Source organism: Alteromonas sp. G4i13 (genome assembly GCF_054960505.1).
Genome location: NZ_JBHNYX010000079.1, coordinates 1 through 11118, shown reverse-complemented (window position 1 = coordinate 11118; position 11118 = coordinate 1). Strand labels below are relative to the sequence as shown.

At 41.0% G+C, this 11118-nt stretch carries 14 protein-coding genes; all 14 read right to left on the bottom strand.

The genetic code is table 11. The features are described 5' to 3' along the window. Positions 1–58 precede the first annotated feature (58 nt). The 14 genes from ACFI6J_RS21060 to ACFI6J_RS20995 all read right to left on the bottom strand — a co-directional run bounded on the left by ACFI6J_RS21060 (position 59) and on the right by ACFI6J_RS20995 (position 10166). Positions 59–430, bottom strand: a complete 372-nt coding sequence (locus ACFI6J_RS21060) for a cation transporter (RefSeq protein WP_462586380.1) — start codon at positions 428–430, stop codon at positions 59–61. Positions 431–447: 17 nt separating this feature from the next. Further along, positions 448–858, bottom strand: a complete 411-nt coding sequence (locus tag ACFI6J_RS21055; protein WP_012516911.1) for a hypothetical protein — start codon at positions 856–858, stop codon at positions 448–450. Further along, the gene (locus ACFI6J_RS21050; protein WP_012516910.1) at positions 842–1507 is read right to left on the bottom strand and encodes a methyltransferase family protein; all 666 of its coding nucleotides are present in this window, start codon (positions 1505–1507) and stop codon (positions 842–844) included. Before ACFI6J_RS21050 ends, ACFI6J_RS21055 begins: the two co-directional genes overlap by 17 nt. Beyond that, positions 1500–1838, bottom strand: a complete 339-nt coding sequence (locus ACFI6J_RS21045; protein WP_012516909.1) for a DUF2933 domain-containing protein — start codon at positions 1836–1838, stop codon at positions 1500–1502. The genes ACFI6J_RS21050 and ACFI6J_RS21045 overlap by 8 nt, the downstream gene beginning before the upstream one ends. Positions 1839–1846: 8 nt before the next feature. After that, entirely contained in the window at positions 1847–2200 is a 354-nt protein-coding gene (locus tag ACFI6J_RS21040; RefSeq protein WP_012516908.1) for a cupredoxin domain-containing protein, read from the bottom strand. Between the two features lie 11 nt (positions 2201–2211). Further along, a complete protein-coding gene (locus tag ACFI6J_RS21035) occupies positions 2212–4455 on the bottom strand; it encodes a heavy metal translocating P-type ATPase (protein ID WP_012516907.1) in 2244 nt (747 codons plus the stop codon). 75 nt (positions 4456–4530) lie between these two features. Beyond that, on the bottom strand, positions 4531–4965 hold the full coding sequence (locus ACFI6J_RS21030; RefSeq protein WP_012516906.1) for a MerR family transcriptional regulator: 435 nt from the start codon (positions 4963–4965) through the stop codon (positions 4531–4533). Positions 4966–5759: 794 nt separating this feature from the next. Next, complete coding sequence (locus tag ACFI6J_RS21025) at positions 5760–6596, bottom strand: formyltransferase family protein (RefSeq protein WP_015066038.1); 837 nt, start codon at positions 6594–6596, stop codon at positions 5760–5762. Between the two features lie 258 nt (positions 6597–6854). Further along, positions 6855–7325, bottom strand: a complete 471-nt coding sequence (locus tag ACFI6J_RS21020; protein ID WP_015066037.1) for a YybH family protein — start codon at positions 7323–7325, stop codon at positions 6855–6857. Between the two features lie 27 nt (positions 7326–7352). Next, positions 7353–7823: a YybH family protein gene (locus ACFI6J_RS21015; RefSeq protein ID WP_012516902.1), complete on the bottom strand. Its 471-nt coding sequence runs from the start codon at positions 7821–7823 to the stop codon at positions 7353–7355. Between the two features lie 20 nt (positions 7824–7843). Further along, the gene (locus ACFI6J_RS21010; protein WP_203565510.1) at positions 7844–8731 is read right to left on the bottom strand and encodes a copper resistance D family protein; all 888 of its coding nucleotides are present in this window, start codon (positions 8729–8731) and stop codon (positions 7844–7846) included. A gap of 21 nt (positions 8732–8752) precedes the next feature. After that, entirely contained in the window at positions 8753–9106 is a 354-nt protein-coding gene (locus ACFI6J_RS21005; RefSeq protein ID WP_012516900.1) for a copper resistance CopC family protein, read from the bottom strand. 80 nt (positions 9107–9186) lie between these two features. Then, positions 9187–9678: a DUF411 domain-containing protein gene (locus ACFI6J_RS21000; protein WP_061487085.1), complete on the bottom strand. Its 492-nt coding sequence runs from the start codon at positions 9676–9678 to the stop codon at positions 9187–9189. A gap of 104 nt (positions 9679–9782) precedes the next feature. Further along, positions 9783–10166, bottom strand: coding sequence for a CopL family metal-binding regulatory protein (locus tag ACFI6J_RS20995; RefSeq protein WP_145912162.1), 384 nt, complete (start codon positions 10164–10166; stop codon positions 9783–9785). Positions 10167–11118 lie beyond the last annotated feature (952 nt).

Here is an 11118-nt window from a genome sequence, read left to right as displayed (position 1 = left end):
ATAATGTAACGACATCGCTCAGCATTGTTGTTGAGTGAGAACGTAGAGCACATTAAGGTTATGTACGCTTCCTGTGAGCGCCCTGCGGCAAGTGGTGGCAACTCCACGGTTTGTGCGTCGCATTGTCTTTTATATTTTGATCTACAAACTGGTAATAACCTTCTTTTGTGTGTGTCCACCAGTCATTGTGAAGATCTGCGCCGTGTTTTCGAATGATCGCTTCAATACCGTCTAAATCGATATGTGTCGCATCATATGCCAGGTGAATATCCCCTTCTTTGATGTTGTAGCTCACCTCATCAATGCCAAAGAGCTTGTCAATCTCTTCAATTAGGGGCTCGCAATTTGCCTCATAGACATTGCTGAGCCGTAAATTCCGAACGACTAAATTTGCTTCTCTGACACCGACTCTGTGGTCTAAATCACTCATATCTTTCTCCTCGGGTGTTAATTTGAATGTTTCTGAGATTCGGGTGAATGGCTTCCATCCATTTTCGACATCATTACTTCCATCATCTTAAGATGCCTTTCTGCCATATCAACTTGGTTTTGCATGGGTTGCCCTTCCATTTTTTCGTGCATTATATGCATCATTCCCATCATGGATTGCATGTGTTTTTTCATCATTTCACGCTGCTTGCTGGGATTCTTTTCTTCTTTGATAGCGTTAACTTCTTCCTTCATCGACTTTATTTTTGCATTCATCATATGCATATCTTGGCCACGCATAGGCATTCCCGTTTGAATCTCTGGCTTGTCTGAGCCCTTATGCTCATGCTCTTCCATTTGTTGAGCTTGCGATGTTGCAGCCATTACTAATGTGGTTGAAAAAATGATTGATTTAGTGAATTTTTTCATGGCTTTCACCTTTTAATTTAAAGTTGAGGTTTGGGATCCAGCCAGGTGTCGTGTTGATATAGCTCACATACTCATCGCCAAATTCAGCAATAGCCAGAGCTTCTTCACGCTTTGCCAGTTTCACATACACAACAACTAAAACTGGAAACATGACCAGTGTGGGAATGGTCGGCCATTGCAACAAAAAACCGAACATGATCAGTATGAAGGCTAAATATTGAGGGTGGCGACACCGCGCATACCATCCAGTCTTAGCTAAGTGATGGTTCTTCTGAGCGTGGTGCAGCACATTCCATGCTGAGGACAAGATAAAGAATCCTGCAACAATAAATACCATACTGGCGATATGAAATGGGTCCCAGTGGGCGTCGCCTTTAAAACCAAAGAAAGTATGCAACAGATGTCCGTTTTCGTGCGCAAAAAAGTTTACTTCCGGATAGGTTTCAGCAAGCCATCCTGACAAGAAATAAATAGTCAGTGGGAAGCCATACATTTCGGTAAACAGGGCTACAATAAACGCAGAAAATACCCCCAAACTTCGCCAGTCGGTGGAAGATTTTGGCTTTACAAAACTGAATGCAAAAAAGATAAAAATAGCTGAGTTCAGTATCACCATTGACCATAAGCCATAATCATATGTATCATTCATCTTGGTTGTCCTTTTTAAGTGACTCCTTTCGGCCTTCCTCCAACCCCTGAATGTATCCATCACGATAAGCCGCGTTGTTATCACTCAATTCCTGAAAACTTTTCTGCTTATTGTCACTGTCGCGAGAATGTTCGTGGGCGTGTCCGTGTTTACCGTGGCTACTGTGCATGAATATATGCATGAATGGGCACAGCAATAAAATCAAATAGGGAAGAAACTGAAGGACATGATGACCATGTTCGAAAATTAAAAAATAAGTAACGGCAGCGATCATCGCTAATGCTGCCCACCCTGTAGGTGTTGACCAAAATCTGGGGTGACTGTTTTTCATGACTCCTCCTATACCACCGTAAGAACACCGCGATACATCTGCATCTGGCAGTGAAAAGTATGTTCGCCCTGTGGGACGTTTTCGAGGTGAATTGGTGTTACCTCATTAAGCGTTAGCTGCTCACTGATATCTAATGAAGGAATTAGCAGTACTTCGGAACAGGGAGACTCATCTTTGCGCAAAAACTTCAACGTAACAGATTGGTTTGCGTTTACCTGAATAGACGCTGGTGAGTACACGCCATTTTTTACTTCTATGAGTATTTCGTTACTTTCAGTAACTGTCTGATCAGGCTTGTATAACCAAAACCACCAAATAATCAGTGCAATACCCGTAAGTCCCACAATATTAATTATCATCATAAGAAAACTCCTTAGTGGTCCTTTGCCTTGAATAGGCGAAGCCGGTTCGCATTTGATACCACTGTTAACGAAGAAAATGCCATGGCGGCTCCGGCGATAACTGGGCTTAGCAATACTCCGAAAAATGGATAGAGCACGCCCGCCGCAAAAGGTATACCTGCTACGTTGTAGATAAAGGCTCCAAACAAGTTTTGCTTAATGTTGCGCAAGGTGGCTTTACTAACCGCTATAGCATCGGCCAGACCATGCAACGAGCCGCGCATCAGGGTGATATCGGCGCTTTCAATGGCAACGTCCGTTCCTGTACCAATGGCAAAGCCAACATCAGCCAAGGCAAGAGCCGGAGCATCGTTAATTCCATCACCAGTCATACCCACTACTTCTCTCTGCTGCTGTAATTCATGTACTTTGTTGGCCTTATCTTCGGGCAATACTTCAGCAAAAAACTCGCTTATTGCCGCTTTCTTTGCCACTGCAGCAGCAGTTTCTTTGTTGTCCCCCGTTAACATGATGACCCGGATATCATTAGCCTGAAGACGCTTGATGGCAGAAACAGAGTCAGGTTTTATCGGGTCGGCAACCGCTATGATGGCAGCAAGTTGTCCATCTACAGCGAAATACATGGGAGTTTTGGCGTCTTTGGCCAGTGTTTGTGCTTTCTCTGAATAATTACCTATGCCCACCCCTTTTGAAGCCATAAGCTTGCTGTTACCAAACAATAAGGCCTTTCCTTCACAACGGCCTTCAACCCCCATACCGGTAATCGCATTAAACTCTTCGGTTTTCAGCAGCTCAATGCCCTGGTCGTGGGCACTTTCTACTATCGCCATTGCTAATGGGTGCTCTGAACCATTTTCCAGACTAGCTGCCAATTGCAGCACTGTCTTTTCATCACTGAAATTGGCTAAAATTATGTCAGTGACCTTGGGTGTACCTTCCGTAATCGTTCCGGTTTTATCCAGTATCATCACACTGATTTTTGATGCCGTTTGTAGCGCTTCGCCGTTGCGAATTAGCACGCCGGCTTCAGCAGCCTTTCCAACCCCCACCATAACTGACATCGGCGTGGCTAGGCCCAATGCACATGGACAAGCAATGATCAATACAGTGGTGGCCGAAACTATGGCAAATGCCAGTGCGGGCTCAGGCCCAAAGTTCAGCCATGCTAGCGCACTGAGCACAGATATAATCATGACCACAGGAACAAAGTAAGCGGATATCACGTCGGCCAAGCGCCCAATAGGCGGCTTTGAATTTTGTGCGCGTTTAACCATTGCAATGATTTGCGCCAGTGCCGTGTCTTTACCTACTCGAGTTGCTTTAAATAGAAACATTCCTGACTTGTTGAGAGTTCCAGCAACGACTTCATCGTCATGTGATTTTTCAACTGGCATCGGTTCCCCGGTTAGCATTGACTCGTCGATTGACGTATGGCCTTCAACAACCACACCATCAACAGGCACTTTTTCTCCAGGCCTGACTTTGATGACATCGTTAAAAAGCACTTGCTCGATAGCGACCTGGACCTCTTTATTGTCGCGAATAACCGTGGCTGTTTTCGCTTGTAATCCAATTAAACGTTTGATTGCTTCTGAGGTTTTTCCGCGGGCTTTTAGTTCTAAGGCAAGCCCCAGATCAATTAGACCAATGATCATAGCTGTAGCTTCAAAATAAACGTGCCTTGCCATTAACGGCACTGCTTCAGGTACCAACACTACCAACATCGAATAGAACCATGCTGTGCCTGTACCAAGTGCAATGAGTGTATCCATATTGGCAGAATGATTTTTAAAGCTCTTCCACGCACCGATGTAAAAATGCCGGCCGGAAAAGAACATTACACCCAGCGTCAGTAGGCCAACTGCTAGCCACAACAACCTCTCGACATTAGTCTCGACCGTCATTTCGTCGACAACAATGCTATAAGTCATTAGAGGGATACCTAGCGAAAGCGCAATGAAAGTATCTCGCATCAGCTTTTTGTAATAGGTCCTATCCGCTGCTTCTTTTTCATCGACTACATCAGTGTCAGGCTTATCTTCGAAAGGCTTTGCGTTGTAACCAACGGACTCTACTGCTTGAACCAATAATTGAGAATCCGCTGTACCCGATACAAGTACTGTTCTGTCTGCAAAGTTCATTTCGGCATTCTGCACTCCCGGCGTCTGCTTCAAGGCAGCTTCTATTTTTCCAACGCAACTGGCACATCCGGCGCCTTCTATCACTAATTGTCGCTGTGTTACTTCTGCACTCATAGTGCTCTCCTTTTTTCCTATTTTTAGAAGACTTGTTTTTTGACGGACAACAATTTTTCTGAAGAAACACCTGCATTAAGTTCTGTCATTTATGTTTTCCTCCAGGACGGTGTGTTCAAACTCTTCTATTAAATGACAGACCACGTGTGAGGATGGGGCTTTGTCACCCATTGCTCCCCATTTCCTTACTGCCAGCATCATATTTTGCCTGAGTAACAACATTGCCTTAAATTGTCTTTCTGTTTCTGCTAGCCTTCTTGCAATTAAGGTTCTAACTAGGGGACAAGCGGTCTTTCCATTATCTGCTTCTCTGAGAATTTGCTTGATATCTTCAACTGAAAAACCTAAATGCCTTGCACTTAATATAAACCGCAACCTGGAAGCATCTTTCGTTGAATAGAATTTATAACCATTGTCAGATTTTGCCGGCGTTATTAACTGCAAGCGCGTGTAATAGCGAACAGTATCTGGCGTTGTAGCCAAGGCGCTTGCGATCTCTCTTACTTTCATAGTTGTTCCGATGTCTTTAACCTAAAATTTTACTTATACCTAAAGGCTAAACCTGTTTGTGGGACGCGAGTCAATAGGCATGTAACTCGTGAAACTTTCGGTTCTAAGATGTAATGCGTTTGTAAGTGAGGCGGATAATACTTGCTGTTCGTTTACTGATAGCAAACAGTGTCTTAATGTATATTAATTAAGCAGTTGATCGTCTAAGACATTCTTTGATTGCAATTGATTAGTAAAGAAAACTTAGAGAAAAGCCTCACTGAGTTTATGTGTAGCTCTTAATCGGAGGGTGGAAGGGAGGAGAGTGTATACCAATTAAAGGGGTAATATTTATATCTGAAAATGAGCTTTGCTTAATGTTTTCACTTATCAGAATTTCAATATTTGAAAGTATACAAAATTGGGTTAAAGAAGTTGCACAGTAAGCACCTATACAGCACGCGCATATCGATTGATCATTTCCTTCGCAGTGCTGTACATCCTGGTTCTTTTCTGAATGAAGTGTGTGATTATTTAAAGTAGTATGTTCTACGCTTGATAAGGAATCATTTGAGGACATATGAGATTCTGATGTGTCGTGACCATCACATTTAATTGGGTTCGTCATAGCAAAGCCGTGCTGTGAAAGCAGCGCAGCTATTAGTACTAATTTAAACCACTTATAAATGCCTGACACAATAAACTCCATCAGTGAGTAAGGGAATAGTAGCGGTATTCCGTTATTCTTACTTTGACGTAGATCAACACAACACAAAAAAGTGCTTAGCACCTTTAAACATTAAAGCCGTAATCAACTAGTTTAGTACTCTTGATTCATATAGCCTTAAACTACGCTTAGAAAGTACAACATAGCCATCATTTATAGCAATGCTTTTAATCAGTGCATCCTCAAAGATTATGCTACCGCACGTGAAATCGTGACTGAAAGTTGTGACTTCGACATCATTTGCGATATATAACGCGTTATCTAACGAAATAAGAATCCCAAAGTGCCCATACTGTCGAAGGGCATGACTAAATTGAGCGGTGTTTTGATCCCAATTTACAAACCTTCTTTTTACTGGAGGTAGACTTTGGAATGACGCTAGCTTTTCCAATTGAGGTGTGGCGTTATTATAAAGCTCATTAAAGTTATTAAGTAATTCTTCTAACAGAGTTTCTGCGAGTAACTGAGACTTGACCATCAATGATGAAATCGTTTCATTGTTTTCGACCTCAAATTTCTCTTGGATTAGGATGCTACCTGCATCAAGTTTCTCAGTGAGTTTATGAATGCTAACACCCGCGTTCTCAGGGTTGTCGATAATGTAGGTGAGTGGGGTTGGGCCTCTACTTTTGGGTAGTAAAGATGGGTGGATATTAATCGCATATTTTATTTCGTTTGTGGGTACTTTGTATCCGTAATCGGCTACAACAAAGACTGTCTGTTCGTCATTTAAATATCCTTTAAGAGTCACGATACTTGGTTTTTCAGTGGAATAAACAATATTGTATTTACGACAAATTCGTTTGATGAAGCTCGCATTTTCCTGAACATCGTTTATAAAAACGCGTTCAATGTTCAATCTATTTTTAATTAGAAGTAACAAACAATTCGAGAATAAGTCGTTTCCAAAATAAACGATTTTCATATTTCTCTGCACCTTTTGAGAATAGCGTATGTGGAACAAAATGTAGGTTGGGAGGACAAGTGTTTAAGGATTCGATGTTGATTAAAAATCTGTGCAAAAACGAATACCAAGGGTTCATTGGCTGGCGGGAAGCTTAGTTCGTGCCAATATGAAGTGTAAGGCATTTTGACAATAGGATAGCCGAGATGGTTCTGATATTGAGCAAACTGGAAAGCTACCGTTGATATTACCAAAGTAGCTTTCAATACATTTATTTCGCTAGTCTTTTGCACGATTTCTACTAGAGGAATGCGTGTGAACTATCAGCCACTCACCGTTAACTTTTTTAAAAAGAAAGGTTTGAAACCCCGTTTTGTTGAAAGTTTCTCCAGACTTCCTAACCTTTCCTTGAACGGTTGTATCAACGAGTGTCCAAGCAAAATCATCTTCTACATGAGTTTGAATGTTAGAAAAATCTAAACTTAAGAAAACTAAGGCATCCTTTTCTGGTTCAACATGATGCTCTATCAAGTCACTTAACCCTACATTCTGTCCGCCAGATTCAAAGTATCTTGCGCCTTTAAAGTCGAAAAAGTGCTTTTTAAAGGGGGCACCGTCTCCATTCTCCCAGCCATATTCAATTTGCTTTATAATGTCTTTTATCTGATCTTTATCAGTTGCATTGTTATCATGAGCGAAAGTGAAAAAAGATAACAAAGACGAAATGATTATGATTAAAAATTTTTTCATACGAGCTCTCTCGGGTAGTTAATCGAATCAATTTGACCAATGAATATGTTTGATTTTCCACTCTCCTTCGGTGTTGATTAAGACAATTGTTTCCATACTTTGGTAGTCTCTCTCTTCCCCCTTAAACATCCCATTGACCAGAAACCGCGATGCGGAGATTGCTGTGTTGCCCAGAACTTTGACTTGATGCTCCAACGCTTTATTTGTCACTGACGATAGATATTCCATATCTGAATTCATATGATGTTGAGCATATTCATCTGCGCTCCTCTCAACTCCGCCTCCTTCATAAATAGTCACATCATCCGCCAGTAGGCTCTTCGCAGTGATTTTGTCTCCCGTATTAAGCGCGTGATGGAATGCAATAACTATTTTAGCTGCAGGCGTATCTAACCCACTAAACATACCTTTCTCATGATGTTCTTTTTCATGGGCACTAGCAGCAAAACTCATGATTACGGGCATGATAAATAGTAAGACTAATAATTTAATTTTCATTTGAATTTCTCTTCTAAGTTTTATCTTTCGGGACCTACAATACTCGTAAGCCCAGAAGTAATGATTAAAATAGCAACTGCTATTGTTAACTCTAATGAAATGGATTTTGAGAGTGCTTCGCTTCCCGAGCCACTTTTAAGTTTTGGGACTAATTTCAGTTTGTGCCGTATAGCAATAGCTAGAATGCTAGTTACAAGGAACATTTTAACAAGAAGAGTTTGCCCATATATGGAGCTAAATAACCCTTCAAAACTACCTACCAATTGAATAGCTAGCCAAATGCCTGCAGATAATAATAAGGTAACCAATACGGCCGCCTGCGTACCAAACCTATCCATTAATTTATAAAGCTTTTCGTAGCTCTGGTAATGGCAGGAGAGCTTTAACGGAATCAATGCACCAAACCACCAAGCCATAACAAATACGTGAACCATAAGTAGTATTCGAGCAATACTTCCTAATTCAGAAACGTGGCCGGTTAAAGTAAATGTGTACGAGAGAGTGAATAGACACAGCACAAGTAAGCAAGACTTTAACCTTAGGAAAGGTTTAAGAGGTTTAAATTTCAATAAGTAGATAGTTATTAAAGCTACGGCTAACCCCCCCGCACGATACAAGGTGACTTCACCGATAGGAGAACTCAACATTATCTTAAGCATAAAGGGGTCAAGTGCGCCTTGAATTCCCTCTTCTACCATCGCTCCAGTGTTCGCGATAAACCACACTGCATTAGAAATAAACGCAACAAAGACACAAACCTTTACCCATACAGCGCTATAAGATGGCGTTGTATAACTTGTCCTACTGTCGTTAATATCTCGCCAGAAAAATGTATATCCAGCTGTGGCCGCGAAACCTAAATAAAACATTAGCTTTGTCACTACAATTACAGTGTTCCAGATATACATTTCCACAGCTGAATCCCCTTTTTAGTGCACCATAAATCCAAAACTATCTTTCATCTTGTGCCCATCGGAGCCAAGCATGATGAACTCAACATTGTATGAACCTGGACGTAATTTAGGTAAGGTCCAAGAATAATCCGTTGCAACCTCTTTCGGAGGTTCAAAGCCAAAATCAACTTTTGCACCTTCACTATCTTTTAAAACTACTTTTATTAATCTAACTCCCTTGGTAAAGCTGACTGATAGTTCCATTGGGGCCTCCATCAGCATTGCATTTTTGCTTGGTGTGCTAGATTTAATTTCTATAGCCTCATGTGCTAATGCCACGCTGCTTAGCAGTACACTAAATATTGCAAATGATTTAACAAGTGCTTTCATGATTACCTCTATCTTTGGTTTTTAAAAATTAAAATTGCTTTGATTGTCAAAAGTGCGCATTTATTTGTTTAACTTTGACTTCAATCGAATTGACTTTCGTAGCTTTCTACTTTCGCGTAAGGTTCGTAGCTCCCATCTTGATATATAATGAAAACGGTATAAGGCATAAACTGCTCTGCTACTTCCATTCCGGGTGAACCTACTGGCATAGCTGGAACAGATAACCCGATAGCCTTTGGATGTTCTTCTAACAAGAATCGTTTTATAAACTTAGAAGGGACATGGCCTTCAAATACAAAGCCACTTTCTGTAACAGCGGTATGGCAAGAGCGAAGATTTGGCGAAATTCCGTATTCGTTCTTGATGTCGCTCAAGTTATGAAAGTCCTTTGTACGTAGTTGAAACCCTTGGCTTTCTAGATGAGTTATCCACTTTTTACAGCATCCACACGATGGTGATTTATAGACCAATAATTCAAAGGCGTCGTTTGCGCCATGGTGGATATTTGCCATGGCAACGCTAGGTAGAATTAGCAGTAATACCGCAGCTTGATAGGTGATTTTTTTTAACATTTTTGCCTCCAGACAAAGCTGGCACATATAGGTACACTAGCACCTAGATAATAAATAGGAACTGAAACAAATTGTGCGTGAGATTTGGACGCACTGACCCTGTGTTAGGCAAATATCGGTGGGCGAAAAAGTGAGGAAGTTACTGAAACTGGCTGTTGGAAGAACAAGCCAAATGAAGCGTCCGGCACCACTGGGTGTTGAACAATCATCATGGAAGCTATAAGGACGGGAGCATGAGTACAACCACCTGGTGGGCATGTGCATTCCGAAGTGTTGCAACAATCTTTAATACTAGCGTTTTCGGAACTGCTAGAATCTACTCTCATACCATGGCTCATGTTCGTAGAGCAATTCGATTCAGAATTACTATTGTAATGTTTGTTATCAATAGCCATTTCAAAACTCATAGTATCTACAGCCATCGCTTGCACGACGAGGGCAGATAGCACTGTAAACACTAATACTAGTTTTGATATGGATTTAAACATTTCTTAAGCATTAAACATAACCAATATGGATAATAATTGATTTTCGCGAATTGGTAAACAGTTGAGGCTGATTTGTGATTAGAATAACCCGTTCATCGGCAGAATTTAGGAAATAGTCATGATGAGAGAGATAGCCTACAACCATGCAAATTTTTGGGCGCGTCTCTAACTCCATAATTCAGATATTGCGGTAGAACTTGAACGCTTTAAGTAGCCGCCCCAATACTTCCCTTTTGTCCAGTTCCATTAACGTTATAACGGGGGCTAACCAGAAATACAAAAAAATTGAGGAGGCTTGAGGAGCTATATAAATAAACACACCCGATAAATATAAATTCATCGGTAACTTGAAAGAGAAATCAGATATTCTGTTTAAATCGTTGAGGCACAAACTAACTTCAGCGATTTCAACTTAAGTGCCACTCAAGCGATGGTCGATAAGTGACTCTCGCCCCGCGGTTATAGATACTCTCTGCTTCACTTATTTTTCTGCATATGAATAAGGCGATTAATATCAGCTTTAGGATAAAAAAGTTCAATCACTTCTATCAATTGTGAGCACGGTAATAAGTTGTCTATCCGTGATAGGAAAACCTCTTTATAGGGCTATCAGCGCTTGCTTTAGCTGACTACTGGCAATAATTAACTGTTGGCTCACGAGCAGTAGAGAATGTAACTTAACATGCAGACATGATCTCACGTTAGGAACTTATTTGCATCTTCCCTAGTATCAATTGAATAACACTTTTATGCTGTTTCTAATTATTTCATCGATCTCGGAACATTGATTGAGACAGGTAACGTTAATCTATATTAACGTTACCTATTCGAGTAAAGATAAGAAGTTAGCTTTCCGTTTATTACTACGATATGTCATGCAAGCGAATAGCGCTCACTTCAGCAGTAAATGTTGAATAATTAAAGGGTTGTAAATCTCTGCCAAGACAGTTGA

Bases quoted from the DNA above. Each gene is read 5' to 3' on its own strand.
- ACFI6J_RS21040 (WP_012516908.1), bottom strand. From the start codon at position 2,200: ATGATGATAATTAATATTGTGGGACTTACGGGTATTGCACTGATTATT.
- ACFI6J_RS21020 (WP_015066037.1), bottom strand. From the start codon at position 7,325: ATGAAAAAATTTTTAATCATAATCATTTCGTCTTTGTTATCTTTTTTC.
- ACFI6J_RS21050 (WP_012516910.1), bottom strand. From the start codon at position 1,507: ATGAATGATACATATGATTATGGCTTATGGTCAATGGTGATACTGAAC.
- ACFI6J_RS21055 (WP_012516911.1), bottom strand. From the start codon at position 858: ATGAAAAAATTCACTAAATCAATCATTTTTTCAACCACATTAGTAATG.
- ACFI6J_RS21060 (WP_462586380.1), bottom strand. From the start codon at position 430: ATGAGTGATTTAGACCACAGAGTCGGTGTCAGAGAAGCAAATTTAGTC.
- ACFI6J_RS21025 (WP_015066038.1), bottom strand. From the start codon at position 6,596: ATGAAAATCGTTTATTTTGGAAACGACTTATTCTCGAATTGTTTGTTA.
- ACFI6J_RS21005 (WP_012516900.1), bottom strand. From the start codon at position 9,106: ATGAAAGCACTTGTTAAATCATTTGCAATATTTAGTGTACTGCTAAGC.
- ACFI6J_RS21030 (WP_012516906.1), bottom strand. From the start codon at position 4,965: ATGAAAGTAAGAGAGATCGCAAGCGCCTTGGCTACAACGCCAGATACT.
- ACFI6J_RS21035 (WP_012516907.1), bottom strand. From the start codon at position 4,455: ATGAGTGCAGAAGTAACACAGCGACAATTAGTGATAGAAGGCGCCGGA.
- ACFI6J_RS21000 (WP_061487085.1), bottom strand. From the start codon at position 9,678: ATGTTAAAAAAAATCACCTATCAAGCTGCGGTATTACTGCTAATTCTA.
- ACFI6J_RS21045 (WP_012516909.1), bottom strand. From the start codon at position 1,838: ATGAAAAACAGTCACCCCAGATTTTGGTCAACACCTACAGGGTGGGCA.
- ACFI6J_RS20995 (WP_145912162.1), bottom strand. From the start codon at position 10,166: ATGTTTAAATCCATATCAAAACTAGTATTAGTGTTTACAGTGCTATCT.
- ACFI6J_RS21010 (WP_203565510.1), bottom strand. From the start codon at position 8,731: ATGTATATCTGGAACACTGTAATTGTAGTGACAAAGCTAATGTTTTAT.
- ACFI6J_RS21015 (WP_012516902.1), bottom strand. From the start codon at position 7,823: ATGAAAATTAAATTATTAGTCTTACTATTTATCATGCCCGTAATCATG.